Origin of the sequence: Peribacillus sp. Bi134 (genome assembly GCF_918698065.1) — a bacterium.
GTDB lineage: Bacteria > Bacillota > Bacilli > Bacillales > DSM-1321 > Peribacillus.
Map to the genome: position 1 here is coordinate 447,199 of NZ_CAKKLN010000005.1, position 26,167 is coordinate 473,365.

At 42.2% G+C, this 26,167-nt stretch carries 32 protein-coding genes; 8 read left to right on the plus strand and 24 right to left on the minus strand.

The genetic code is table 11. The features are described from left to right. Nucleotides 1-12: 12 nt before the first annotated feature. Nucleotides 13-1,212 carry a stage II sporulation protein P gene (locus tag LQ188_RS13475; RefSeq protein WP_101222616.1) on the minus strand — a complete coding sequence of 400 codons (1,200 nt, stop codon included), beginning with the start codon at nt 1,210-1,212 and terminating at the stop codon, nt 13-15. Between the two features lie 86 nt (nt 1,213-1,298). Then, entirely contained in the window at nt 1,299-2,417 is a 1,119-nt protein-coding gene (gene gpr, locus LQ188_RS13480) for a GPR endopeptidase (protein ID WP_230177034.1), read from the minus strand. Nucleotides 2,418-2,691: 274 nt separating this feature from the next. On the opposite strand from gpr, the gene rpsT reads away from it, so the two are divergent. After that, a complete protein-coding gene (gene rpsT, locus LQ188_RS13485; protein WP_034308554.1) occupies nt 2,692-2,958 on the plus strand; it encodes a 30S ribosomal protein S20 in 267 nt (88 codons plus the stop codon). Nucleotides 2,959-3,046: 88 nt separating this feature from the next. Here the strand turns inward: rpsT and holA are convergent, their stop codons facing one another. Continuing rightward, entirely contained in the window at nt 3,047-4,060 is a 1,014-nt protein-coding gene (holA, locus tag LQ188_RS13490; protein ID WP_230177035.1) for a DNA polymerase III subunit delta, read from the minus strand. 343 nt (nt 4,061-4,403) lie between these two features. Between holA and LQ188_RS13495 the strand changes: the two genes are divergently transcribed. Beyond that, nucleotides 4,404-4,538 carry a YqzM family protein gene (locus LQ188_RS13495; protein WP_081108861.1) on the plus strand — a complete coding sequence of 45 codons (135 nt, stop codon included), beginning with the start codon at nt 4,404-4,406 and terminating at the stop codon, nt 4,536-4,538. A gap of 76 nt (nt 4,539-4,614) precedes the next feature. Here the strand turns inward: LQ188_RS13495 and LQ188_RS13500 are convergent, their stop codons facing one another. The 3 genes from LQ188_RS13500 to LQ188_RS13510 all read right to left on the minus strand — a co-directional run bounded on the left by LQ188_RS13500 (nt 4,615) and on the right by LQ188_RS13510 (nt 8,214). After that, the gene (locus LQ188_RS13500) at nt 4,615-6,921 is read right to left on the minus strand and encodes a DNA internalization-related competence protein ComEC/Rec2 (RefSeq protein ID WP_230177036.1); all 2,307 of its coding nucleotides are present in this window, start codon (nt 6,919-6,921) and stop codon (nt 4,615-4,617) included. Nucleotides 6,922-6,939: 18 nt separating this feature from the next. Continuing rightward, nucleotides 6,940-7,500: a ComE operon protein 2 gene (locus tag LQ188_RS13505; RefSeq protein ID WP_230177037.1), complete on the minus strand. Its 561-nt coding sequence runs from the start codon at nt 7,498-7,500 to the stop codon at nt 6,940-6,942. 78 nt (nt 7,501-7,578) lie between these two features. After that, nucleotides 7,579-8,214 (minus strand): helix-hairpin-helix domain-containing protein, encoded by a 636-nt coding sequence (locus tag LQ188_RS13510; protein WP_230177038.1) that lies wholly within the window; start codon nt 8,212-8,214, stop codon nt 7,579-7,581. 111 nt (nt 8,215-8,325) lie between these two features. Here LQ188_RS13510 and comER point away from each other — a divergent pair, with 111 nt between their 5' ends. Beyond that, a complete protein-coding gene (gene comER, locus LQ188_RS13515; RefSeq protein WP_290370119.1) occupies nt 8,326-9,156 on the plus strand; it encodes a late competence protein ComER in 831 nt (276 codons plus the stop codon). Nucleotides 9,157-9,258: 102 nt separating this feature from the next. Here the strand turns inward: comER and LQ188_RS13520 are convergent, their stop codons facing one another. Genes LQ188_RS13520 through LQ188_RS13555 form a run of 8 tightly spaced genes read right to left on the minus strand, consistent with a single transcriptional unit; the run spans nt 9,259 to nt 14,272 of the window. Then, a complete protein-coding gene (locus tag LQ188_RS13520) occupies nt 9,259-10,002 on the minus strand; it encodes a class I SAM-dependent methyltransferase (protein ID WP_230177039.1) in 744 nt (247 codons plus the stop codon). Continuing rightward, complete coding sequence (rsfS, locus tag LQ188_RS13525) at nt 9,999-10,355, minus strand: ribosome silencing factor (protein ID WP_101222622.1); 357 nt, start codon at nt 10,353-10,355, stop codon at nt 9,999-10,001. The genes LQ188_RS13520 and rsfS overlap by 4 nt, the downstream gene beginning before the upstream one ends. Then, the gene (yqeK, locus tag LQ188_RS13530) at nt 10,355-10,927 is read right to left on the minus strand and encodes a bis(5'-nucleosyl)-tetraphosphatase (symmetrical) YqeK (protein WP_101222623.1); all 573 of its coding nucleotides are present in this window, start codon (nt 10,925-10,927) and stop codon (nt 10,355-10,357) included. The genes rsfS and yqeK overlap by 1 nt, the downstream gene beginning before the upstream one ends. Beyond that, nucleotides 10,917-11,486 (minus strand): nicotinate-nucleotide adenylyltransferase, encoded by a 570-nt coding sequence (locus LQ188_RS13535; protein WP_101222624.1) that lies wholly within the window; start codon nt 11,484-11,486, stop codon nt 10,917-10,919. The genes yqeK and LQ188_RS13535 overlap by 11 nt, the downstream gene beginning before the upstream one ends. An 11-nt stretch (nt 11,487-11,497) precedes the next feature. After that, nucleotides 11,498-11,788, minus strand: coding sequence for a ribosome assembly RNA-binding protein YhbY (yhbY, locus tag LQ188_RS13540; protein WP_230177040.1), 291 nt, complete (start codon nt 11,786-11,788; stop codon nt 11,498-11,500). Continuing rightward, nucleotides 11,782-12,624, minus strand: a complete 843-nt coding sequence (gene aroE / locus LQ188_RS13545; RefSeq protein ID WP_101222625.1) for a shikimate dehydrogenase — start codon at nt 12,622-12,624, stop codon at nt 11,782-11,784. The genes yhbY and aroE overlap by 7 nt, the downstream gene beginning before the upstream one ends. A 20-nt stretch (nt 12,625-12,644) precedes the next feature. Next, complete coding sequence (gene yqeH, locus LQ188_RS13550) at nt 12,645-13,769, minus strand: ribosome biogenesis GTPase YqeH (RefSeq protein ID WP_101222626.1); 1,125 nt, start codon at nt 13,767-13,769, stop codon at nt 12,645-12,647. Further along, the gene (locus LQ188_RS13555) at nt 13,751-14,272 is read right to left on the minus strand and encodes a YqeG family HAD IIIA-type phosphatase (RefSeq protein WP_101222627.1); all 522 of its coding nucleotides are present in this window, start codon (nt 14,270-14,272) and stop codon (nt 13,751-13,753) included. Before LQ188_RS13555 ends, yqeH begins: the two co-directional genes overlap by 19 nt. 465 nt (nt 14,273-14,737) lie before the next feature. On the opposite strand from LQ188_RS13555, the gene LQ188_RS13560 reads away from it, so the two are divergent. Next, nucleotides 14,738-14,878 (plus strand): sporulation histidine kinase inhibitor Sda, encoded by a 141-nt coding sequence (locus LQ188_RS13560; protein ID WP_034311351.1) that lies wholly within the window; start codon nt 14,738-14,740, stop codon nt 14,876-14,878. Between the two features lie 52 nt (nt 14,879-14,930). Here the strand turns inward: LQ188_RS13560 and LQ188_RS13565 are convergent, their stop codons facing one another. Then, entirely contained in the window at nt 14,931-15,716 is a 786-nt protein-coding gene (locus LQ188_RS13565) for a phosphatidylserine decarboxylase (RefSeq protein WP_230177041.1), read from the minus strand. Between the two features lie 136 nt (nt 15,717-15,852). Between LQ188_RS13565 and pssA the strand changes: the two genes are divergently transcribed. Further along, nucleotides 15,853-16,392 (plus strand): CDP-diacylglycerol--serine O-phosphatidyltransferase, encoded by a 540-nt coding sequence (pssA, locus tag LQ188_RS13570; RefSeq protein ID WP_207437093.1) that lies wholly within the window; start codon nt 15,853-15,855, stop codon nt 16,390-16,392. 67 nt (nt 16,393-16,459) lie between these two features. On the opposite strand, the gene LQ188_RS13575 is transcribed toward pssA, so the two are convergent. Further along, nucleotides 16,460-18,250, minus strand: coding sequence for a M3 family oligoendopeptidase (locus LQ188_RS13575; protein WP_230177042.1), 1,791 nt, complete (start codon nt 18,248-18,250; stop codon nt 16,460-16,462). A 162-nt stretch (nt 18,251-18,412) separates the two neighbouring features. On the opposite strand from LQ188_RS13575, the gene LQ188_RS13580 reads away from it, so the two are divergent. Continuing rightward, nucleotides 18,413-18,715: a hypothetical protein gene (locus LQ188_RS13580; protein WP_101222631.1), complete on the plus strand. Its 303-nt coding sequence runs from the start codon at nt 18,413-18,415 to the stop codon at nt 18,713-18,715. A gap of 194 nt (nt 18,716-18,909) precedes the next feature. Here the strand turns inward: LQ188_RS13580 and sigK are convergent, their stop codons facing one another. Next, a complete protein-coding gene (gene sigK / locus LQ188_RS13585; protein ID WP_034308596.1) occupies nt 18,910-19,632 on the minus strand; it encodes an RNA polymerase sporulation sigma factor SigK in 723 nt (240 codons plus the stop codon). Nucleotides 19,633-19,822: 190 nt separating this feature from the next. Between sigK and LQ188_RS13590 the strand changes: the two genes are divergently transcribed. Beyond that, nucleotides 19,823-20,011 carry a hypothetical protein gene (locus LQ188_RS13590; protein ID WP_230177043.1) on the plus strand — a complete coding sequence of 63 codons (189 nt, stop codon included), beginning with the start codon at nt 19,823-19,825 and terminating at the stop codon, nt 20,009-20,011. Between the two features lie 292 nt (nt 20,012-20,303). On the opposite strand, the gene LQ188_RS13595 is transcribed toward LQ188_RS13590, so the two are convergent. The 6 genes from LQ188_RS13595 to LQ188_RS13620 form a co-directional block, all read right to left on the minus strand. Further along, a complete protein-coding gene (locus tag LQ188_RS13595; protein ID WP_072273247.1) occupies nt 20,304-20,444 on the minus strand; it encodes a YrzI family small protein in 141 nt (46 codons plus the stop codon). Nucleotides 20,445-21,069: 625 nt separating this feature from the next. Next, nucleotides 21,070-21,336, minus strand: a complete 267-nt coding sequence (locus tag LQ188_RS13600) for a YrhC family protein (RefSeq protein WP_230177044.1) — start codon at nt 21,334-21,336, stop codon at nt 21,070-21,072. 113 nt (nt 21,337-21,449) lie between these two features. Beyond that, nucleotides 21,450-22,586, minus strand: a complete 1,137-nt coding sequence (locus tag LQ188_RS13605) for a bifunctional cystathionine gamma-lyase/homocysteine desulfhydrase (RefSeq protein ID WP_230177045.1) — start codon at nt 22,584-22,586, stop codon at nt 21,450-21,452. A 1-nt stretch (nt 22,587) separates the two neighbouring features. Continuing rightward, complete coding sequence (locus LQ188_RS13610) at nt 22,588-23,511, minus strand: cysteine synthase family protein (protein WP_230177046.1); 924 nt, start codon at nt 23,509-23,511, stop codon at nt 22,588-22,590. Nucleotides 23,512-23,605: 94 nt separating this feature from the next. Next, nucleotides 23,606-24,301, minus strand: coding sequence for a 5'-methylthioadenosine/S-adenosylhomocysteine nucleosidase (gene mtnN / locus LQ188_RS13615; protein ID WP_101222634.1), 696 nt, complete (start codon nt 24,299-24,301; stop codon nt 23,606-23,608). A gap of 16 nt (nt 24,302-24,317) precedes the next feature. After that, on the minus strand, nt 24,318-24,956 hold the full coding sequence (locus LQ188_RS13620) for a class I SAM-dependent methyltransferase (RefSeq protein WP_230177047.1): 639 nt from the start codon (nt 24,954-24,956) through the stop codon (nt 24,318-24,320). A 159-nt stretch (nt 24,957-25,115) separates the two neighbouring features. On the opposite strand from LQ188_RS13620, the gene LQ188_RS13625 reads away from it, so the two are divergent. Then, nucleotides 25,116-25,328 carry a DUF2536 family protein gene (locus tag LQ188_RS13625; RefSeq protein ID WP_048682770.1) on the plus strand — a complete coding sequence of 71 codons (213 nt, stop codon included), beginning with the start codon at nt 25,116-25,118 and terminating at the stop codon, nt 25,326-25,328. A 63-nt stretch (nt 25,329-25,391) separates the two neighbouring features. On the opposite strand, the gene LQ188_RS13630 is transcribed toward LQ188_RS13625, so the two are convergent. Beyond that, a complete protein-coding gene (locus tag LQ188_RS13630) occupies nt 25,392-26,099 on the minus strand; it encodes a YrrS family protein (RefSeq protein WP_101222636.1) in 708 nt (235 codons plus the stop codon). Nucleotides 26,100-26,167 lie beyond the last annotated feature (68 nt).

Here is a 26,167-nt window from a genome sequence, read left to right on the forward strand (position 1 = left end):
ACTCCTTTCAAATTACTGCGCTTCCGAATCCCCGGTCGGGTTATCCACTGCTTTGGCATCCCAGTAAAATTCACTGAAAACCTCGGTAAAGGCATCAACGGTCAAGTACATTTCCTCGAAAGTATTATCAACACCGCCAATTTCCAAGAGCATGGCGTTGCCTGACAAATCCTGATTGTATACTCCATTATGTCCCGCTCCGCCTTGTTTCATAACCCCTCGTGAAATGCCAGGGTATTTTTTCTCCAAAGCTTTATGAAGCTTATTGGCAAGCGCTGCATTTTTTTCGAAGTTCGGATTATTGCCCCCGACCACGAAGGCAATCTTGGCATAATCTTTACCGTTAATGTTAATGGTCGTATGTTTTTTTCGTTTAGAATCACGATGGATATCAATGATATATTCTAAATCCTTGTTATTGGCCAATGCCGTCTGGACGGATTTTCGTGATTCTTGATAGGATCTGGCATAATTCAATCCTTTATTATTCAGATTTCCCATGATATCCGTTTTATCGAGCGAGGAGCCTATCCCCTTATCAGCCATATCTTCAACCATCCGCTCCCCGAGTTTCGTAATATTGATTTTCGAATGATAGGCTAGATCCGGGTTAGTCACTCCTTTTAAATATGGAAGATATGACTCCCTGTTATGGCTATGGTATATCTCGACCACTTTCCGTCCATTTGTCGTTTGTTTCGGCTGATCGGCCACTCCTTTTTCTGGTTCTTCAATCTCATCCAGGTTTTGCAGGGATGCATCCCTTTCTTCATTCAGGACGTCCACTGGCGGCGAGGATTCGTATGGCATATTCGTATAATTCGTTCCTTCCCCGGCAACGAGGATCTCATTATCAAAAATCGAAAAGCCAGGAAGTTCCCTGCCAAGTAAGCTCCGCGGGTCCTCCAGCGAAATGTTGGTCGAAACTTTTATCAATTGATTCGTGATCATCGATTCCTGCTTACCTTCCGGCAGGGCATTAAAAAGATAATGGTTTTCATTGGCCAGCATCGAGAACAGCATTTTCCCCGAGAATTGGTTGGCTACAGTATGTACGGAATTAGAAGATATCCGATACTCCGGTCTTAGGGAAGTCATGACCCCACTGACTGAAAAAACAAAAAGAAGCAAGGCGAGAATACCTAGAAAAGTTTTTATTATTGTTGATCCGTGAACGGCTGTTATGATTCCTGGGGAATTTCTTCTTTTCATCCTTCCACCCTCTCTATAGCTTGTCTATTAATACCTATGACTTTGCTAGAAAGGGTAGAACACCATTTTTGGGCACTAAAAATGATTTAACGGGTGTAGTAGCCGGTATTATCTTGATTTATTGAATGATGCAAGGCTGCATTTAACCCATTGGCTATTAAATTGGCCATATCCTCAATGAAAACATCGACTTCTTTCGGTGTAACCATTAAATTTTGACCAAGCGGTGACAGTACCTCATAAATCAATTTCCGTTTCTCTTCATCAGGGAGGACACCTATCATTCCCAAGAAGGTTTGGCGCTCCTTTTCACCTGGCATATCCTCTTCTGTCAGCTTTGTGCGCTTTCCAAAACTGAATCCAGCGGGCGCCAGCGAACGTGATGGTCTGTCCCCTTCATTCAGTTCCTTGCCAAAGTGCTTCAAAATATAATCTATCGTATCGCTGGCAATTGATACGGCATCCACGACGGTAGGTATACCAATCGCTATAACAGGAACACCCAATGTAGCCTGGCTCAATTCTTTTCGTTTATTCCCAACACCAGACCCAGGATGGATGCCTGTATCCGTTATTTGAATCGTCGAATTCACTCGATCGATCGAACGGGCAGCCAATGCGTCAACGACGATCAGGAAATCAGGATTACTTTTTTCGATGACTCCTTTTATGATGTCACTCGTCTCGATTCCCGTAATCCCCATCACCCCGGGGGAAATCGCACTTACCGGCCGATAGCCTTCCTTGACGGACTCCGGCTGCAATTCGAACAAATGTCTTGTGACCACAAGGTTCTCAACGACTGCAGGCCCAAGAGCATCGGGAGTAACATTCCAATTACCAAGACCGACAACCAAACAACTGCTTTCTTTGGTGATTTTATTCCGTTTCAAAAAGGAAGCCAGTTCGTTGGCGAACACCTTTTCCACCCGTTGCTGCGTATCCGTATCCTGCTGGCGGATCCCCTGCACTTCGATGGTCAAATAGCTGCCCTGCTTCTTCCCGATTTCTTTTTCACCCTCAGCCGTGACCTCGACTAAGGATACCTTCAGATCATCCACATCTTTTTCTTTAATAATGACCCCTTCGATACGGGATACATCCACTTCCTCTACAACACCTTTATGTTCAAGGGCAATTTCCTTTGCTTCAATCGCCAAATCTGTACGAATTCCGTATTCACTAAGGTCCAAATTATTTTCCATAACGGCCTCCTGATGTTTGAATTGAATCTAATCTAGTATTTTCAATAGTCTCTCTTAAACATTCTGTCGTTTTTGCTTTTTTATTATTCATTTTTTTGGTACAATGAGTGATGACGAGATGAATTTATTCCCGAAATTATAATTCCTTTTCGATTCTCAATCTGAAGTATTGCATATTTATGGGCAGTCTGATAGAATATCACTTGTGCTATTTGATATGGATTTGAAAAGTCGAGTTCATATAATCTCGATTTCTTTGTAGGAGGTGAACGGAATGCCAAACATTAAATCTGCTATTAAACGTGTAAAAATCAACGACAAAAAACGCGTTCATAACATTACTGTTAGATCAACTATGCGTACTACAGTGAAAAACGCTGAAGTTGCATTAGCTGGTGAAAACGTTGAAGCTGCTAAAGAAGCTCTTTTAACAGCTGCTGTGAAATTAGACAAAGCTGCATCTAAAGGATTAATCCATAAAAATGCGGCAGCCCGTAAAAAATCTCGTTTAGCGAAAAGACTTAACGCTCTTAACGCATAATGACAAAAAATTAAACGATCCAACCGGATCGTTTTTTTTGTGCCGTTTTTTGCATAAAAAAGGTGACAGGATATCTGCCACCTTTTTATCATCTAATTTTTAAAAGCAGCAACTCAAGCGTGATTGCCTTATCGGCTTGGCCGGTCTTCATTTTATAATCCGCTTCCGCTAAGTCGTTAATGATACTCAACAGCTCGCGTTCCTGGAATCTCCCCGTCTTTTCAAGTGCCAGCTTTACCCTGTAAGGGTGCACCTTCAATTGACCTGCAATTTTTTGCTGGCTGTAGCCCTGGCGGGAAAGCTCCTTCACTTGATACATGAGCCTTACCTGACCCGCCATGACGCTCAAGATTTTGATCGGCTCTTCATTCTGCCTGAGTAGATCGTGCAGTATCGTCATCGCACTCTCCATCTTTCGCTGTAACACATGATCGACAAGCGTAAAAATATTCTGTTCAAGGGATTTAGCAACCAGCTTTTCCACTACCTCGACCGTAATGTGTTTATCAGCTTCTGCATAAAGCACCATTTTATCCAATTCATTCGTAAGCATCATCAGATTCGTTCCTGCAAGTTCAAGTAAAAGCTCTGTAGCCTGCTCATCTATTTGGACTGAAGAAGCTTCGACCCTCTCCTTCACCCATCCTTTTAACTCATGATCACCAAGCTTCTTCGCTTCAACAAGAACCGCCTTACGCTTCAGTTCCTTGGTGATTTTTTTCCGTTCATCCAGTTTCTCATAAGGTGCGGTCAATACGACAATAGAATAAGGAACCGGGTCAGCTAAATACGCTTCCAGTCTTTTCACATTATGTTCAACTCTTGATTTCGTTTTTTCAGCTGTCAAAAAAAATGGGTTTTGCATGAAAACAAGGCGCCTTTCCCCAATAAACGGGAGGGTTTCAACATCTTCAAGTGCAGTTTCAACAGGCGTCTCTTCTAAATCAAATTGAGAAAAGTTAAAATCCATCTCATCCTCGTGAAGGACATTCTCGATCAATAGCTGCTTCGTTTCATTAATTAGATAGGCTTCCGACCCATATAACAAGTATACCGGCGCGAATTGCCCTTTTTTTATACTTTTCCAAACATCTAATACCAATAGAATCCGCCTCTTTACTATGTATTCTTCTCTAATGGTATAGGTGGATGGACCATTTGACAAGCTATAAAGGGAACTAGCCCTATAAAAGGGCTAATTCCGGATCTATATGAACACTTTCAAGAAAGGCCCGGGTAATCTCCCTTGAAAGCGGGTAGAGTATTCATGTAGAACAAAAATTGAGCTTTTCTTTTTCGCTTGCTTTGTTTGTACTGTTATTTTGACCTCAAAACCCCAAACTATTTGTGACAACTCTTGTCAGTAAAGGAAATGAAGGAATGAAGCCTGTAGATTTTTTTTTGGTAATGTTTTATACTATTAGCAGAAATAGGAGGGGTAAACAATGAACGAATTCGAAAAGAATGTTCAATCAAAGACAGATGACGTCGCTGATTCCGCTATGGGATTCATCGGTTCTTTTGTATTTTTCGCTGCCATGTTCACCATAGCTGTCGTCATTAAAGCTGTCGGATCCTGATTTCATTTACTACATGCACTTATTTTTCCTGATGGAGGCTGCTGCTGCAGTCTCTTTCTTTTTGATTTTCTACATACTATGGGAGAGTCTTCCGAAAGGTTCCACTGCTTTTGTAATACTTGTAAATAATAGAACCATCCTCGTCGGTCCTGAACACCTTTATGCCATTTCTCTCCAGATTCCCAATTACGTCTCGATGAGGGTGACCGTAGCCATTATCTTTTCCAACTGAAATAAGCGCCGCTTTCGGCTGCAGCTGTTCAAGGAAGGGCGTGGAAGAAGAAGTTTTACTGCCATGGTGACCGACCTTCAAGATATCCGCCTGCAACTGCGGAAATGCTCTCAAAAGTTCACTTTCCCCTTCTTCTCCCATATCGCCGGTCAATAACCATGACAATCCCCCAAGCTCCGTGAATAGAACTATGGATGAATCATTCTTATTTTCTTCTTTCTCATATGGACTTAGCACAGCAAACGGCGCTCCTCCCGCCACCCAATGGTCCCCCCTTTTCAGGACAGTCATTTTCATTTGTTTATCTATTGCCACAGTCACAAAATCCATATCCCTGTATTGCTCTTCACTCCAGCCTCCAATGATGATCTCCCCAACTGTAAAATTTTCTATTAATTCTTTTGCACTTCCCATATGATCTGCGTCCGGATGAGTTAAAATCAGCTTGTCCAATTGGTGGATTCCCTTACTTTTCAATAATGGAATTATGATATCATCCGCGGTGTTGAACTTCTTTCGCTTTTTTGCCCACATGTCGATTGGAAATGTAATTTGCCCTCCCGTATCAATCAAATAGTTACCGCGATTGAAAGGCAGGATAATTAAAATGGAGTCACCTTGCCCAACGTCGATGATCTGCACTTCACCAAAAGGGGAGAACCTTTGTAAGTTATATTGCAAAAGTAAAAGGACAATGATTATTACGCACCATATTTTACATTTTTCAAAGGATACTTCCCAAGTCAGGTATAATCCTAAAAGTGAAATAACAAGTAATAACATCATGATGAAAGGTGGTTTTCCAAACGGAATGGAGGCAAGCGGCAAATCCGATGCACCATCCGCAGCTTTATTGCAGAGTATGAAGGTATAATTCAATAATGAGATGAGGGGTTGCCCCAAGGAAGGCAGTAATAGATGAATGAAGAGGGAAATCAGTGAAAATGGCAGCAATATGATGGAATAAAGCGGAACATACAATACGTTCAGAAACACACCAAGAATGGATGCTTCATAAAAGTGAAAAAGCAAAATCGGAAGGGCTGCCAATTGGCAGATGGAACTGACGATGAATAGCTGCGTTGTTTTCTTCGGGTATTGCAAGAAAATGCTTGAAGACATGATAATGGAGAAAGTGACCGCGAATGAAAGCTGAAAACCTATATCATAGAGCATATTAGGCCGAAAAAACAAAAGTGCCATATAAGCCGATCCGATTGCGGCACCCGCCGAGATCCGCTTCTTGAATAGCAGAAGTAGAAAGAAAAGCATAGCCATCAAACAGGATCTCACCACTGATGGACTGGCACCTGAAAGTAACATGTAAACCGGAAGGAAGATTAAGATTGCCATCATCATTCTTTCCCGTGTAATCCCCACCCTGATGCCGAAGTAAAATAACAGCCCCGTTAAAAAACTGACATGAAGACCGGAAATAGCCAGTAAATGAACCAGACCGAGCCGCTGATAATTAGTAAGGTCGCCTTCATCTATATATGTCTGGTCGCCGAATATGAGGGCAGTGACAAAACCGCTCGATTCTTCTGGAAAGTGTTCTCTAATATACGTAATCCCCTTTAGGCGCAAATTACGTATCGAAACAAGAATCGGATTTCCAACGACTTTACATTCCTGAAATGAAATGGAATCCGCTTTGAAAATCCAATGGGTGCCTTGACGCAAAAGATAACGCTGATAATCGAAACTGTTTTCATTTCTGTTTTTGTCGGGAATTTGCAATGTCCCTTCGGCCGGACATGATAAACCGATCCGCAGAAACCGACCCAGCTTTTCCTGTTCCAGTTCAGTGGTGATTTTATAACGAAGCACTAACCGTTCGCCTTTCTCACTGGAAACGAATCCTTTTAAAGAATTTCCATCTATATTCGGTTGATCCGTAAATGTAATGATAAATTGGCTTTCCGTTCCATGATAGGCAGTTTTGTTGCGGTGATCGGTGAAGGAGGCGGCCCCTAAAAACATCCCCATGATAACCAAATGAAAACTAAGGGCCTTCACACTTAATCCCACCAAAAAGTAAAGTAAACAGAGAAAAATAAGGATGATGATCAGCAGCCTTACATTAAAAAAAGAATGGGCCGTAACACCAAATGTGGCCGAAACGGCTAATAAGATAAGGTGTCGAGCCATGCCTGCCCCCCGTCCTATTTAATTTTCAAATATCTGATTGGCCTGCTTTTCCAGCTCCGATACAGCTTCTTTTCCCATGCCTGATCGTTCAAGTTGAGCTAACAATGAGAATACAAAGTCCTTTTTTTGTTTTCCATTAACATCGATGGCCCCTTTTGCTTCAACCTTCTCGGTCTTGACACCAGCCTGTTTAAATAATTCCAGGGCATATGGATGATTTTTGTAATCTTCCGCATAATAAACAGCCTTGATGCCAGCTTGGATGAGTGATTTACAGCACTGAAGACACGGAAAATGCGTCACATATATTTCCGCCCCATCAGTAGGCACCCCAAATTTCGCACATTGTAAAAGTGCATTCATTTCTGCATGTATCGTTCTGACACAATGATTATCAATTACATAGCAGCCGTCATCAATACAATGCGTCCCTCCCGCAATGGACCCATTATATCCCCCCGCAATGATTCTGTTGTCCCTTACGATGGTCGCCCCTACAGTGAGGCGTGTACATGTGCTTCTTAAGGCTAATAAATGGCTTTGCGCCATGAAATATTGATCCCAACTAATTCTGTTCATGTTGTATCCCCTTACCACTAGAATGATTTTCTTCAATTTTACCCTCTTCCTGTCCATTTGTGTAGCATATTCAATCATTCATTTCACCGAAATGGAATCCCGTAACCTTTCAAACGTTTTATCGCCGATTCCCGTTACCTTCTTCAATTCATCGACCTCATTGAATTTCCCTACCGTTTCCCTGTATTCCAGGATCGCATTCGCTTTGGATGGTCCAATACCCGTCAAGGTTTCCAAATCTTCCTGTGTAGCTGTATTCAAGTTCACCAGTCCTCCTGACGCCCCCTTAGTGGCGGCATCACCAGACGACCCGACTTGTATATTCTCCAAGTCCCCCGTGACTTCTTCACCTATTTCCGGAACATAAATGACCATTTGGTCTTCGACGATTTGGGCAAAATTCACTTTATTTTTATCGGCCTTGTCCGTAAAGCTGCCTGCAGCCGAAATTAAATCAATCACCCGTTCACCTGCCTGTGCAGTAAAAATGCCTGGGGACTTGACCGCTCCTTTAACGTCCACTTTAATGATTACAGGTTCGGCAGCCGTTTCATTTTCACTTTGTTCGATTTCAGCTTCCTTTTCAGAAATGGAAAATATATCTTCCGTATCCGCCGAATCCGCCCCTTGTTGCAAAAAAAAGTAAATGCCCGCTGCAACAAATGCCACCGCAACGGTAATCTTGGTCATTTTCCTTTTTAAAATTTCATCCATTTTCTTTGCCTCCTTATTGGATTTCGCACGATACATTGTCATAGGACAGATTAAAAATACATAGTGTTTTTAGGAGAATCAATCGCTTTAAGTGAGAGGAGTTGATCGGAATTGAAGAAAATCGGTGTTATCGGAACCGGAAATATGGGTACCATTTTAATCGAGGCATGGCTGGAGGCAAAAATATTGAATCCGGCAGATCTAGTCATTACAAATCGCACGCTTTCCAAGGCATTGGTGCTGAAAGATAAACACCCTGGCATCAAGGTTGCGGAAACCGCAGCCGAAATCGCCCAACAAGCCGACTTTATCTTTCTCTGTGTAAAACCATTACAAATTAACAGCCTATTACAAGGCATCAAACATCATATAAAAAGGGATCATCTGGTCATTTCCATCACAAGCCCGCTTTCAGTCTCCCAGCTGGAATCGGCAGTGAATGCCCCCTGTGCCCGTTTTATACCGAGCATAACGAACCGTGTCGGTTCAGGGGTATCGTTACTGAGTTTCAGCAAGAGCTGCAGTAAGGAGAAAGTATCAGCTTTATATGATTTGGCCTCTGCCATATCGGCACCGGTCATCATTGAAAATGATATCACCCGGGTAGCTTCCGATATCGTCAGCTGCGGACCTGCCTTCTTCAGCTATTTAGCACAAGCTTTTATTGATGCGGCCTGCCAAACGACGAAGATAGATAAAGAAACGGCTACGACTTTGACTGAGAATATGCTGGTTGGCTTAGGGGAATTGCTCGGTAAAGGGGTTTATACATTGCCGACCTTGCAGGAAAAGGTTTGTGTAAAGGGTGGAATAACGGGTGAGGGGATCAAGGTTTTAGAAGCTGAAACAGGGGAAATGTTCCATCATCTTTTTCAAGCGACACACGAAAAGTTTGCAGAGGACCTTCACGAAGTTGAAAAGCAGTTCGGCCATCCTTATTAATATTCGTAATTTATATCTCAATTCCTTCTTAAAATAAAAAAAGAAGAGGTCAGACCCCCGCTCGTACAGGATGATGTACGAACGGGGATTCTTACCTCTTTATTATTTACTGGCTACAAACAAGATTCTTTCGGTTTCCGTTACAAGCGGTGCTTCTTCAAGATCCGCCAGAATTTCAGAAACCGTAAAACCTGCTTGCTCCAACCACTTTTTATATTGTTCAACCGGATAGGTCCGTTGATAATGCAACTCATCAAAACGGTCATACAGTCCGCTTTCATCGTCTCTTACGAAAAAACTTAAATCATGCTCAACACTGTATGGTTCTTCACCCGGGAAGCAGTCCCATATATAGGATACTTCTTCACCGTTGACAGCAAAGGTATTATCGCCAAAGATTTCTTCCATTTTATAAATGGAATGGATATCAAACAAGAATAATCCGCCATCCTTCAAATGCTCATGAACCCGGCTGAACGTCTTGACTATATCCTCCTCATCGCGAAGGTAGTTCAGCGAATCACAAAAAATCGTGACACAATCAAATTGGCCAAGTCCCTCGAGCTCTGCCATATTCTGCTGGAAAAGCGGAATAGATAATCCAAGCTTAACCGCCTTTTCATTGGCAACAAGAAGCATTTTATCAGATAAATCCACGCCGGTGACTTCGAATCCGTGTTGCGCCAATTCAACGGTCATTTCCCCGGTTCCACACGCTAAATCCAGGACTTTCCTTCCACCAATTCCATACTGTTCCAGCTTCGCCGTAAGGATCATCAGCCATTTTTCATAAGGTGCGTCCTTCATCAATTCATCGTATACATAGGCAAAGCGTTCATAAGTCATGTAGTCAGTTCACTCTCTAGATCTTCAAAAGGTGCATCTCCCCATAAACGTTCAAGATTATAGTAGTTTCTTTCATCTTTATGGAAAATATGGGCCACTACATCGCCAAGATCCACAAGCACCCATTTCGCCTCGTCAAATCCTTCAAGACGTTTTACATTGATTCCTGATTCATCAGCTTTGCTCTTCATTTCACGAGCTATTGCTTGTACTTGTTTTTCAGAATTACCGTGGCAGATCAAAAAGTAATCCGCTACAAGGGAAATACCTTGCATGTTCAATGCCACGATATCCTCCGCTCTTTTATCATCCGCCGCTTTTGCTGCAATTACAAGAAGTTCACGTTCAGTCATTACATCTTCTCCTTCAAATTCATGATCAAGTCATTATATGTCTTAAATGTGTCAGGGTAAATTGCCTGATTTCTTTTCATTAAAAAAACAACTGTATTCCTTAACGCCTGGATGACAGCATGATCCAAATTTTGCTTTGCTGTCTGCCTGACTTCGTCGACACCGGGAAAAGAACGTCCCGGCTCAATATAGTCGGCAAGGTATACGACTTTATCCAAAAGGCTCATGCCAACCCTGCCAGACGTGTGATAGGCAATCGCATCCAAGATTTCAGCGTCCTGAATGCCAGCTTCCTTTTTCACCAGATAAGCCCCGACAGGAGCGTGCCATAGCTCCATATTGTATTCAAGTAACGCCGGGTCCATTTTTTCAGCGATTATAATTTGCTCCATTTCCTCTTTTGGACGGAATTTTGCATAATCATGGAAAATGGCTGCCAGTTCCGCTTTTTTGACGTCGGCACCATACCGTTCAGCAAGTTCAACCGCTGACTCGACCACACCCAAGGTATGAATGTACCTGCGCTCAGTGATTTGTTCTTTGACCAGTGCCAATGCTTCCTCACGATTCATATAAACCATTCCCTTTAATATACTTCACCACTGGATCTGCTATTAAATATTTCACGGTTTTCCCCGTTCTTAACTTCCTTCTTATCATGGAAGACGAAATGAACATCTGGGGGACTTTCACCATCGTGATTGGGTATACGGTCTTTTCATCATATCCAGGGCGCTTCACCCCGACGAAATTGACCATATGCACCAGCTCGTCGATACGGTGCCAATTCGGTAAGTACTCAATCATATCTGCGCCAATTATGAAATAGAACTCATTGGTTGGCTCAAGCTCTTTCAGCAATTTTATCGTGTCATACGTATAAGATGTGCCTTTTCTTTCTATTTCAATACCCTCAATATAAAAAGATGGGTTTCCGGCTATCGCGTTTTCCAACATAGCCAGCCTGTCCATATCGGTTACTTCCTCCGATTTTTCCTTATGTGGAGGAACGTGATTTGGCATGAACCTGATTTCATCTAGCTCAAGGGCATCAAGCACTTCATTCGCTATAATCAAATGCCCGATATGCGGAGGATTGAATGTACCGCCAAGAATTCCAATTTTTTTCATAGATAGGTTCCTTAAGGTAATTTAAGTTGTTTGTTTTCTTTTGATTCTTTATACAGCACAATTGTGTTGCCGATAATCTGAACCAATTCCGCCCGTGCACCCTTTGATAAAGAACGACCCACATCATCACGGTCCTCTTCACAGTTTTGCAGGATGCTGACCTTGATTAATTCACGTACTTCAAGCGCCTCACCAATTTGCTTGATGAGATTATCATTGACGCCGCCTTTACCAACTTGAAAAATTGGATTGAGGTGATGGGCCTTTGATCGTAAAAATCTTTTCTGTTTACCTGTTAACATGTGTTACCTCCTAGTTTGTTCAAGACAATATCTGTCATTCTTGCTGTATCCGGCATAATGCCTGTCCATATCTCAAAAGCGAGCGCGGCCTGGTTGATGAACATCCCTAGCCCATTTTGTGTTTCCGCCCCTTTTTCCCCCGCTTCACGCAGCAGCTTGGTTTGCAGAGGGTTATAAATGATATCACTGACAATGGCACCGGTTTTAAGCTGGTCGACCTTTAACGGTGAATGATCCAATTCAGGACTCATTCCAGAAGAAGTCGTTTGGATGATTAAATCATATTGTGATAAGCTTTCTTCCGCTTCGATAATCGAGAGTGCCTTCGATACTTTATCATATGGGCAATCAGAAACAAGCTGGGCCGCCCTTTCCTTTGTCCGGTTTGCAATATCAACTTGCTTTACCCCTTCTTTCACGAGGGTAAAATAAATCGCACGCGCAGCACCGCCCGCTCCGATCACTAACGTTTTTTTAGCCTTGATGTCACCTGATATTTCATCGCATAAAGATTTGAAAAATCCATTTCCGTCTGTATTATACCCTATAAACCGACCATTTTTGTTAACAACCGTATTTACAGCCCCGATTGCAAGGGCCAGTTCATCCACTTCATCAAGGAAAGGGATGATTGAAGTCTTATGAGGAATCGTGATGTTAAACCCTTCTATACCAAGGGCCTTCATGCCTTTTACGGCATCGTTCAAACGCTCAGGTGTCACATGAAAATGATGATAAACCGCTTCTATATTTTCTTTTTCAAATGCATCATTATGAATGTCCGGTGACATCGAATGTGCAATTGGATCTCCCATTACCCCATATATCTTTTTCATAGACTAGACGACCCCTATATTTAGATTAATGATTTGCGAACGATCACATTGACGCCCTTTGGAACATGTGCAACGATTTTCGCTCCTGGCTCATTGACCGTCACCCAGCCAAGACCAGAAAACACAATATCCATTTTACCATCTTTCAAGGAGAATTCATGTGGAATCAGCTTCGGAAACTCCTCGATTTGTTCAGGCCGTGGGGGCGTCAATAATTCCCCGGCATGGTTTTTATACAATTCATCGGCATTTTCCAGTTTCGTACGGTGAATATTCAATTCATTCGAAAGGTAGCAAGTCAGTGAACGCCTTCCGCCTGAGACATAGTCCAGTCGGGCCAACCCTCCGAAAAATAGCGTCTGTCCTTCATTCAGTTGGTAAACTCTCGGCTTGATTTCCTTTTTCGGCATGATCACCTTGAAGTCCCGTTTGTCCACATAGTGAGCCATTTGATGATGATTAATGATTCCTGGTGTATCGATCAATGCCTGTTCATCATCCAAAGGAATTTCGATCATATCCAAGGTAGTCCCAGGGAAGTGGGAAGTCGTTATGATATCGTCTTCACCGCTCAATTCTTTTATAAGGCGGTTGATGAAAGTGGATTTACCTACATTCGTACAGCCCACCACATAGACATCTTTACCTTTGCGGTACCGCTCAATCGCATCAGCAGCTTCCAGTATGTGCTTTCCCTTTTCCGCACTGACAAGCAGGACATCAACCGGGTTAAGACCCAATTCCTTGGACGATTGCTTCATCCAATTGATCAACTTGTTCGTTTTTACGGATTTAGGCAATAAATCGACCTTATTTCCGATCAAAAGAACATCATTTCTTCCTACAAATCGATGAAGGCCAGGCAGCCAGCTTCCATTGAAATCAAAAATATCGACGATTTTGACGATTAAAGAGTCGGTTTCGCCTACTTTATTCAAGATTTTCAAGAAGTCATCGTCTGTTAAGGATACATCCTGAACTTCGTTATAATGTTTCAATTTAAAGCAGCGCTGACAGACGATCGTTTCTTTTTCCAGGGCTGATTTAGGGGCATAGCCCAACTCTTTCGGATCTTCAGTCTGGACCTTCACACCGCAGCCGATGCACACTAATTCTTGATGATTGTTCAATTGTGATCCTCCCATTCTATCATTCCTTTTCGTTTAAAAAACGCCATGATCTTTCTTTCAAAATAACGATTGATCCTTGTTCTGAATTCGTCGGTTTGTGCTACAGGGAGCACTAAGATCGTATGAAACCCGCCTCTGTTCCCTCCCAATACATCCGTCAATAGCTGATCGCCGATTACCACCGTTTCTTCCAATTTCAATCCCATTGACTTACGGGCTTTATTGAAAGCTCTTACCATCGGTTTTCTGGCCTGGAAGATAAACGGAATGTGAAGCGGATCGGAAAAAGCTCGAACTCGATTTTCATTATTATTGGACACGATCGTCACTAAAATCCCATGATCCCGCAAATTGTCGAACCATTTGATTAAATCGGGGGTGGCAGTTGGCCTGTCCCATTCAACGAGAGTATTATCCAAATCGGTAATGACTCCCTTGATCCCTCTTTTTTTCAATTCTTGAGGATCTATATTAAAAATGCTTTTAACATGTTCACTCGGCAAAAATAATTTAAGCATATTGACACCTCTATATTTTCATTAAAATTTACCGTTTCCATCATATCGAATTTTTAGCTCACTTTCAAAAAAAATTAGGAAAGAAGGGCTGACGGTAAAGAAACATCATAATGGATGTTTTCAGATATGGAAAGGCATTTTTTATTAAATAATGGGAAATTTGCTGGCAGACCATAACCAAAGAACTAATTATTCATAAAAGATTTCGACAAAAATTTCATTTGTTCAACCTGTGGATAACTTTACTAACATTTTCCATACTGATGTGCACCATTTCGTTCACCTTGTAAACAACTTAACCACAGGTTATCCACTTTCAACTGTGGATAACAGAACGATTGTTCTCCACGTTTATTTCTGATACAGTAGGGGTACATCAAGGAAGACTTATCAATATATGCAAGTAAATACCAAATTATTCCTCGCAATCCCAACTGGAGGTGAGCAGCCGTATATGGCGTTCTGATGCAAAAACTATCTGATGACCTGTTGCTTGAATCCTATTTTAAAGCACAGAATTTAAAGTTGAGTACCGATTTCATCCGCCTCATAGAAACGGAAATTCATCGAAGATCCCTAACGCATAAAATCCGATCAATATTTTAATATGGAATACATAGGCTGACATCAATTGTCAGCCTCTTATTTTCAATTGAAGTTAGACGGCCCTCATGAAACCGATCGTTTCACCTACACGGACATCTTCGGGAATGGATATGTTTCCTTCAAGTTCAAAATTTCCTTTTTCAAAAAGAAGCACCACTGTTGAACCAAAGCTGAAATAAGAAAATTCCTGCCCTTTTTCCAATTCCTGAGATTCATCAGTAATGACGATCGAATTTATGAACATGGCCCCGACTTTCACCATCGCCAAACTTCCCGCTTCATTTTGCAATTCAGTTACTGTCCGATAATTTTTTGATAAAGGCTCTTTTCCATATTTCATCCCCCATTTATTAACGGGGTACGATTTCCTTCCAAGGGTCCAGCGTTTGACTACAGAACCCTTGATTGGCGAATGGATCCTATGGTAATGACTCGGGCTTAAGTATAACACGAGATATTTGCCGCCTAAGTACTTTTCCAACCGAAGTTCATCCCCGAGCATTTCCTCCATTGAATATATCTTTCCCTTAACGACGATCTTTTTATCAGCCCGTATCTCCCCTGAATCCTCAAGAACACCGTCAACAGGACAAGCCACCGCGGAAGGAACTGCCGTAATTGGCCTGGCGTCCGCCTTTAACTGCCTTGTAAATAGTTCGTGCAGATTGGTATAAGCTTTTAACTCCTTACCAAATTCTTGTTGATTAAGGTTAAATGTTTTTACATAAAGTAAAATTAAGGGCCTGCTCCAACGAGATTGGCTAAAATGCTTTAATAATCCTGATGAATACTGACCATTCGTCAGTTCAATAAGAATGCGATATAAAGACTGAAACAAATAAAACCACTCCAAATTGTAAAATTATTCTAAAATTCCCTTGCATAAATTGTGTTAAGTAAAATATTATTATATAATAAATACTTATGTTTAATATATTTTGTTTTAATTTGTTTCATTTGAAAGGAGTGAAAAGATGTTTTTATTACACGCCCTCGATCAAACCATTAAAAAAGTGAAAGCACAAACAGCAAATATACTTACTTTAATGAATTTATCCCTTGGTGGATTTGCAATAATTGCCGTGATGCACGGCCAATTGAATTTAAGCCTGCTTTTAATCTTCCTGGCTGCCCTTGCAGATCGCTTTGACGGTATGGTTGCACGGAAGTTCAACATTGAATCGGAATTGGGTAAGCAGCTTGATTCCATGTGTGACATCATATCTTTTGGCGTCGCACCAGCTCTATTATTATACCAAGGAATATTGATAGAATTCGGAGCACCTGGCACACTCTTCACCGTTTTCTATATTGGCTGTGGCGCATTTCGTCTCGCCCGCTTCAATATAAGTGAAAGCAATGGATATTTTACAGGAGTGCCAATTACGGTTGCGGGCTGCATCGCCACTTTAAGTTATCTCGCCATCCCGTATTTCCATCCGGTCTTTTTCTTATCCCTCATGATTATATTATCATTACTTATGGTCAGTCCATTTAAACTGAAGAAAGTTTAAATAAGAAAGCGGATGTCCTAAACCGGACATCCGCCTTTTTTCGTTCATATTCAGCCTAAAACCCATCTTATGCTTTTCGGACTAATGGGTCGGTCAAACGCATGAATTCTTCAACATCCTCCATACAGGCATTGACCGCTTCTTCCCAAAAATCCCGGGTCTCCAAATCGACGCCTAAATGTTTCTCCGCCAGATCCTCGACCTTCATGGAACCTGTATCCTTTAATAGAGCGATATATTTTTCTTCGAATCCTGCAGGTTCTTTCAGGGCATTCGCGTATATGCCTAATGAGAATAAGTAACCGAATGTGTACGGAAAATTATAAAATGGTACACCTGTAATATAGAAATGGAGCTTTGAAGCCCAGAACGTTGGATTATAATCACTTAAAGCATCGCCATAAGCTTCTTTTTGAGCATCTACCATCAGTTCATTCAACCGTTCGGCACTGACATACCCTTGTTTCCTCTCGTCATAAAACCTTGTCTCGAATAAGTAGCGGGCATGGATATTCATGAGTAATGCCACGGAACGCTGAATTTTATCTTCTAAAAGCACAAGCTTTTCTTCCTCACTGGCCGCTTCCTTCACAGCCGCATCCGCTACGACCATTTCAGCAAAGGTAGAGGCTGTTTCAGCCACATTCATGGCATATGACCGATTCAATGGATGGATATCCCTCATTGCATAAGAATGGAATGCATGTCCCAATTCATGAGCCAATGTCGATACATTGGATGGGGTGCCCGAATACGTCATGAAAATCCTTGACTGCTTATTTAATGGAAAGCCGGTGCAAAAACCTCCTGGTCTCTTACCTGGTCTGTCCTCCGCTTCAATCCAGCTGTCTTCAAAAGCTTTCTGGGTGAAGCTTGCTAATTGAGAACCGAACTTCGAGAATTGCTGTATGATGAAGTCTGCACCTTCTTGATAATCCATTACTTTGGACTGTGCCGTAACAGCAAGCGGTGCATCCAAATCCGCCCAACTTAATTTATCCAGATCCAATAACTCCGCTTTTCTTTTTAAAAACCTCACAAGCGGCTCCTTATGATCGGCAATGACATTCCACATGCTTTCGAGCGTTTCTTTTTTCATCCTCCCTATTTCAAGAGGCTCTTTCAAAATATCATCCCAGCCCCTTTTTTCATTCACACTGAGACGGAATCCAGCCAAGTGGTTCAGCGTCCGGGCAAAAAGGTCACTCTTTTCCTCCCAAGCCTGTTCCCACGCGGTAAATAATTCTTTCCTGGCCCCTTCATCAGGATCAGAAAATTTATTCGCCGCTTGGCCTACAGAAAGCTTTTCACCCTTATATGGGATGGTCATTGAACCGACGATCGTATCATACATTTGGCTCCAACCTTCGAAACCGTCCATGGCCAATTGGGTGATTAATGATTCTTCCTTTACGGAAAGCTTTTCCTTGGCCTTTTCCCGGCGTTCATTCAATACGAATTTCAATTCATTCAATGGTTCTTTTTCGAGGATTTTGTTAAAAACCGCATCATCAAGCTGTATCAACTTTTCATCCAGCCTGCTTAACACCATTTTTAGTGAAGCGACTATCTTCATTTGTTTGATCCGCAGCTGACCAGCCTTTTTATCCTGCGCATTTTGAGCTTCCAGGCATCCAATGAAGGCACTGGCCTGCGTGGATTTCATATTTGTATTTTTATAAAGATCAAATGCCTCGATTAAACTGATTTCATCATTGCCTTTTGGATTGATATTGCTTACAAGTCGGTCTAATTCTTTTACCTCTTCGTTAATTTCATCTAAAAAAATCAGGAACTCCTTAGAAGAGCTTCCTCCTCTAAAAAAAATATCCAAATCCCACGTCAAAGAATATCCCATCCTGCATTGCCCCCTTTTTATCACTAATCCCATTATAGGGGTTAATTCAAAATTTTTCTAATTAAAAGGAATTTTCAGATATTTGTCAGAACATTTTTCTATATCCCAGATTAAAAGCATGTTATGATGAATATATTCTTAGGAAAGGGGTGGTTGATTCATATGAAATTCTTTATTCACATGTCTGCCATCATCCTGCTCCTTTGGACGCTGCCCATACAGTTCCATCATCATGCACAGCAGCTGACCATTGAAGAACATACCGATGTTCACCATTGGGATAAGGCCGACAAGAAACAGCCTTTCGTGCCTTCCTTCAATTCCTGGCAGTCACTTATCATTGTTCTAATTTTCGAATTTTCCATTTTGAGTTTTCTTTATTTTCACTCAAATTTACGCCTGCGGTATCTCAGCCCAGTTTTTTTTCAGGCGAATTACGTAGCCCTACGCTCTGACATTTTATAAAAAAATAAAATGGAGGAGTGATTCATATGTGGTTCCGACTAATTATGATAGGGGTCTTTTCTTTAACCGCTTCACGTCTGTTCCTTTTTCAGGGAATCGAGATTTATCATGCATTTACGGATTTGATCCGAAATAAATATTAAAAAGAAGAGTGCGGGGAAATTTTCCCCGCACTCTCTTTGACTTTATGATTCCTATCCTTTAGCTTTCTTTTCCTTCTCTTTTTCTGCTCTGTAAAATTCGTGGAACATCTTCATCAAGGCACGTTTTTCGATCCTTGATACATAACTGCGGGAAATGCCAAGCTCCTTAGCGATTTCCCTCTGGGTTTTTTCCTTTTTCAAATCCAGTCCGAACCTGCCTACAATGACTTCCTTTTCGCGTTCATCCAAAATATCAATATACTTTTTCACTTTTTCAATTTCCATATTGAGCTGAATCGTATCGATGACATCTTCCGATTCCGATTTCAGTACATCGATTAAACTGATTTCATTTCCTTCTTTATCCTGACCGATCGGATCATGCAGGGAAATATCTTTCTTCGTTTTCTTTGTCGCTCGTAAATGCATCAGGATTTCATTCTCAATGCATCGCGCCGCATATGTGGCCAGCTTCGTACCCTTCCCATCCGAATAACTCTCAATGGCCTTTATCAAACCAATTGTCCCAATCGAAATCAAATCCTCTGTATCTTCGCCCGTATTCTCGAATTTCTTGACGATATGGGCAACAAGCCTGAGATTATGCTCGATCAGGATGTTACGGGCATCACCATCACCCTCACTCATAAGCTTCAGATATTTCTTTTCATCCTGAGATGACAGAGGCTGGGGAAAAGCGTTGTTTTTCACATAGGAAACGAATAAGTAAAATTCTTTGATAATATAACCGACAACTGTAAGTATTCCGGGCATTGGTTTCATCCCCCGTTTCTTTGGTTTCCCTATTCATACCTATGCAGCAGTGGGCTTGTTCGTGTCTGTCCCACTAAAAGAAATCAGGAAAGTGTTAAATGTTCAAACCAGCCTGGAGGAATTCCCAAGCGAACGAAGGCAATTGTTCATATAATGATAGGGAATTTTTTAGGGAAAGGGGGTTTTTACAATGGGATATAACTATGGACCATACGGATGCAGCTATGGTTATCCGGCTCCTGCGCCTTGCTATGCAGGGTCCGGTTACGGCTTTGGTTATGGCCTGTTTATTGTCCTCTTGATTTTATTGCTCATTTTCGGGTTTTGGTGGTTGTCGGGATGTGGATTTGGTTATGGAGGATCAGGTCCGTGCTGCTGATTCAGGCAAAGAAAAAAACTCGGCCCGAGTGCCGAGTCTCCCCTTTTACATATTCATTTCTACGCTTGTAGTTCCGAGTTAGCGTCATAACAACATAACTTCAATTTTATCCCTTGGCTTCTTCCCCTGTACATATATAAACCATGGCGATGCACCGGCAAATCCGTTAGCCGGTATCCTTCTCCTGCCAATAGCAACGCTTCTCTCCTTTTACGTATAACAAGTTCAACATATTAACCTCCACCTTTCTTAATTTTTTATGAACGGAATACCAACCTCGTATATTTATTTTTTAGAAAAAAGGACGGTGCTTCATCGCTTTATCTAGATGTTCTTCCCGAATCTTGTGGATTCTCTCCTGCTGCAAACATTCCTCGGCAGTCATTTTTTTCATTTTAATCGTGATTGTGAAAAAAAGCATATTCAGTGTCATAATATCACCTCCTTTAAAGGGGCGGCCTACAAAAAGGCATAAAAAGACCGCAGAAAGTTACGTCCTCCTGCGGGTTCTTTTTGAAAATATAAAAAGGCCGCAGGATAAAACACTTCTCCCTGCGGCCGCTATGTCTGAATGATTAATAAAGCCAAATTGCTTTAGAAATATTCCGCTTGGCACAGGTCGAATGTTATTTGATTGTCATTTGAAACGGACCGGCTGATTGCGATTGCGACGACTCCATGTAGATACAATGTCATTTTCTTCGACCTCCTTTGGAATATTTTTTATTACTTGGTAAGTATATCCACAAATTCGATATTTGTAAACGGCTTTTGCCTATTTATTTGAAAATTTCGATCTTTTCACCCATTTTCAAGGGCTATTATTACCTAAATGGCACGAAGTATGATAAATCCGCCCTATTGGCAACAACACTAGAAAAAAAACCTGATCCTTTTAAAGGATCAGGTTTTTTTATGAGGGTTTGTAACGTCGATTTCCGCGGGCGGTCCGGGAGCCTCCTCGGAGCGCTTTTCCCGCAGGAGTCTCGCACAACCGCTCCAATCAACTTTGTTTTGAAATTTAGATAAAACCCTTTTGTCTAAACTAAGGTTTGCTTTTATTGTTTTAAAGAGTCCTGGTCATCCATTTCGGCCAAGATCTTTTTATATTTTTTGGATAATGAGAAAAATACTATGGATATGCCCAGGAACGTTATTGTCGCTCCCATATAGACATATGTGTCAATGATCGCTTTGTCGCCAGAGGGAAGGATGGTTCCTAAATAGAAGAACGAACCCACACATAACAAAGTGATCGCAAATTGTTTAAAATCGACCATTTTCGAACGCAGCATTGCCGCCGTTTGTATTTTGCGGTTTCTCATGCCATTCCACCTTCTTTCAAGCTAATAAGATATCGATATCTCATTCTACCATATTTATTCCAAATTCCAGGGTGTAAATAATGGCAGTAAGCTTGGAAGCGTTCCCTCTCAGATTATCCTTGCAGCGCCTGTTCCAAGTCTTCCAACAGGTCTTCAACATCTTCCAGGCCAACTGAAATGCGAATCAACCCATCGGTTATTCCAAGCTCAGCACGGCGCTCAGCCGGAATGGAGGCATGTGTCATCAGGGCTGGAATGGAAATTAAGCTCTCCACTGCTCCCAGACTTTCCGCAAGTGTAAAGAATCTCACTTTATTCAAAACGGATGCGGCTTTTTCGGCACTGCCGACATCAAATGAAACCATACCGCCGAATCCACGCGATTGTTTTTTGGCAATTTCATGATTCGGGTGGCTTTCAAGACCAGGGTAATAGATTTTCGAAACGTCTTTATGCCCGGATAGGAAACGGACGATTTCGGATGTGTTTTTTTCATGCTCTTCCATCCGGATACCCAGCGTTTTAATGCCTCGCATCAGCAGCCATGAATCCTGGGGCCCTAGCACGCCTCCTGTAGAGTTTTGGATGAAATGAAGGTCATTGCCAAGTTTTTCATCATTCACCACCACAAGACCCGCTACAACATCGCTGTGTCCCCCCAGGTACTTCGTGGCGCTATGAAGCACGACATCGGCTCCAAGTGCAAGTGGATTTTGCCAGTACGGCGTACTGAAGGTATTATCCACAATGGTCAGGATGCCGTTTTCTTTAGCTATTTTTGATACTTCCCCCAAATCGGTGATTTTCAATAATGGATTCGTCGGGGTTTCAATGAACAGCGCCTTCGTATTGTCCTTTATCTCTTTTTCGATCGAGTGTATGTCACTCGTATTGATGAACGTAGCCTCCACCCCGAAGCGATTAAGCACTTTAGTGATGACCCGGAAAGACCCTCCATAAACGTCATCGGTCATCAATACATGATCACCTTGATTGAACAGCATCATAACCGCGGTCATCGCTGCCATTCCTGATCCGAAGGCAAAGCCTCTTTTTCCTTCTTCGAGATCCTTGATCAACTCTTCTAGGGCATGGCGGGTTGGGTTTCCTGTGCGGGAATATTCATAGCCCCGGTGATTTCCCGGTCCATCCTGTTTATAGGTGCTCACTTGATAAATCGGCACCGAAACCGCTCCTGTTTTTTCATCACCAACAATGCCGCCATGGATCAATTGTGTTTTTTTTCTCATTTTACATACCTCCCTGATAAATTTTTTTGCTTAAGTATCGTTCACTGGAATCCGGAAATATGACGACGATATTTGACCCACGTGGAGCCTTGGCTGCTTCTTTCATGGCCGCTGCAAATGCCGCGCCCGAAGAACTGCCGACAAGGAGGCCTTCTTTAAGCGCCAATTCCTTTACCATATGGAAAGCGTCATGATCGCTTATCGTATGGATTTGGTCAAAATACGTTGCATCCATATAGGTTGGCAAAAATTCCATCCCGATGCCCTCTGTTTTATGGGGTCCTGCTTTGCCGCCGTTTAAAATCGATCCTTCTGGTTCGACGATGACCGTTTTGACAGCAGCGTTCTTTTCTTTTATATATCGCGATGTTCCCATGAATGTCCCGCCCGTCCCGGCGCCGGCAACAAACACATCTACATCGCCTTCCATCTGTTCCCATATTTCAGGTCCCAGCGTTTTATAATATGCATCAGGATTGGAAGGGTTGGCGAACTGCTGAGGACAATAAGATCCCGGAATTTCAGCCAGCAGCGCCTTAGCCTTGGCAATCGCACCTGTCATTCCTTCCTCTGTCGGGGTCTGGATCACATTCGCTCCAAGAGCACGCATCAATTCCTGTTTCTCTGCACTGAATTTCTCCGGAACGCAAAAAATCACGTCCACGCCACTGTTTATCGCAGCCAACGCCAATCCGATTCCAGTATTTCCGGCAGTCGGTTCGATGATCGTCCCGCCCTTTTTCACCTTCCCTGTCTGTAACGCTTGAGCTAACAATTCCTGACCAAGCCGATCCTTCACACTGCCTCCCGGATTAAAGTATTCCAGTTTGGCAAAGATACGGACTTCATCCGGAAGCGGGAAATGGGTGATTTCCATCATCGGTGTTTCCCCTATCAACTCATGAATGTTTTTAAAGACTTTCATATTCGGACATCCTTTCATAGTTATCCTACCAATTTAATAAGGATTATGCAATAAAGAATGATCAGCGGAAAGGCTTCCGCTGATCACTTACCATTCATTTCATTTTTTCAACCATTTTCAAAATCAGTGCCGCTGAATGAAGAGCCGCAGTTTCCAGGAATTTATCAAAGGAAATATTGGACTCCTTACCTGCGATATCCGAAAGGGAACGAATGATGACAAACGGTGTTTTGAATTGGAAGGCTACCTGTGCAATGGCTGCCGCTTCCATTTCCACCGCGTATAAATCAGAGAATTTCCCTCTGACGAATTCAACCCTGACAGGATCATTCATGAAAGAATCCCCCGTAACGATCAACCCTTTCGCCACTTGAATATCCTCGATTTCTTTTGCTGCTTCTTCTGCGATTGCGAGAAGCTTTTCATCCGGGATGAAAGCTGCCGGAAGCTGAGGGACTTGACCGTACTCATATCCAAAAATCGTCACATCTACATCATGGTGGCGAACTTCCGTGGATATGACCACATCCCCTACATTAAGTGCTGGATGATATCCGCCGGCAGAGCCAGTATTGATGACTGCATCCGGTTTGAATTTTTCTAACAGGATCGTTGTTGACATTGCCGCATTCACTTTACCGATTCCCGATTTAAGCAAAATGACCTCGACACCATTCAGTGTTCCTGTATTGAACTCGGAACCGGCAATGGTCACCCGCTCCAAACCTTCCAATTTATCACGTAAAATCGTAACTTCTTCTTCCATTGCTCCGATTATGGCTACCTTCATTAGTAAAAACCTCTTCCTATAATTTTTCCGCCTCCATAATCCAGACAAATTGATTGCAGCGCTCGAAGTTCACCTTGTATCCATTTGCTTCAAGTGCTTTTTCCAAAAAAGGAATCGTAGTATAATATTCCGTTTGCAAATCGTTCGCCAAATTATGAAAGCCTGCCTGCCTTGCATCTTGAATCGCCCGTTCATGAGCTTCCCTTGATTGATACATCGTATCCGCAAACACTATTTTACCACCAGTATTCAGTAACTTTCCATAGTTGGCTATCGCTTTTTCTTTTTCTTCATCGGTTAAATGATGAAACGCATACGTGCTCACGATCGAATCGACCTGTTCCGGCTTCGGAAAATCGATAAAATCCCCATCTGCAATTTCTGTTTTTCCACGCAGCTTGCTTACCGCTATTTCCCTCATCGCAGGTGAGGGTTCAATTCCCGATACCTTTAGGCCTTTCCTCAAAAGCCTTTCCGTCAAATTCCCGGTACCTACGCCGAACTCCAGCACATGACCATGAGCCCGGTCCGTGACGCTATCCAATATCCTATCATAATGTTTAAAAACCTCTTGATACTCAATATCGTGTCCACTAACCGTATCATCATACGATTTCGACCATTCTTCAAATAAATCGATAAATTCTCTGCCCATTTTTAATCACCTTTTTATGATAAGATAATAAAACCTATAAGCATAATATGAAATAAACACAGAAACAGTTCTTGTTTTTTAGGCAAATCCATCATTCGGTTCAGATTCGGAGAAAATGGTGTTAAACTAACAGTATCTAAATGTTGGAGGGGAACAGTCATGAGTTTTCAACTTGACTTAAACTTATTCGAAGATAAAATAGAATTTTTCGAAGCAGAAAGCATCAAGAATCTTGAAGAAAAAATCCAATCACAAATTGAAATCAATAAAGCGATCATGCTTCAGGTGGAATCCGTATCACACCAAATGTATGTAAGTGAGGAAGGCAGACGTTTTTATAGTGCTGTCGTCCACTTTAAAGCAAAAAAATGATCACGATGAAAAACCCCCGAAAGCGGAATTCCTTTCGGGGGTTTTATGTTTATGATTTGAACATTACCTTTTATCGTTTGTCTTCAGTTCTTCGACTTTTACAGGTTTCCAACCTGATCCGTCCACCCATTCAATATAAACACGGAAGGTTTTAGGATTATCTCCTTCAGAAACGGTTCCGATTGCGGTGTTTGACGAACCGCCGTTTTGCAGCCACCATAGCTTCATGCTGCCTTCATCGATTCCAGCTCCGCTTGCTATGGCTTTACTCATTTCATTCCAATCGACCGAGCCCTTATCGAAGCTTGTAGTGTGCTCCCCGGATTGCTCAGTTCCTACTGGTTTCCAGCCTTCACTCTTATAAGTGGCCGCAACATTGCCATCACCGCTGCCTTCCACTTCCACAAGGTCGGCATCCCCTGCTTTTTCTGGATCTGCACCATCTTCTACGTTCTCTTCTGAATCTTCCTCTGTTGCTTTACTATCTTCTTCTGCATCTTCCTCTGTTGTTGCTTCACTATCTCCTACTGCGTCTTCCTTCTCTGAATCCGTTTCTTCCTTTTTGCCAGCAGGCTTGTCCGCTACCTTCCCTGAATCTGTATCGGCGATTTGCTTTGGTTCAGTCGTGGCTTTTTTTGTTTCGGTGCCATCGTCACTTAAGAAAATCGTGACTGCGACAATGACGATTAAAATGGAAACGATGGTGATAGCAATATTATATATTTTATTTACTTTTCTTTTTTGATCTCTCTGATTAAAACGTGAGCCCAAGGTCCATTCCTCCCTTACCTTTTCTTACTGCCTCATTTTAACATGATTTAGCTAGAGATAGAAGGGAA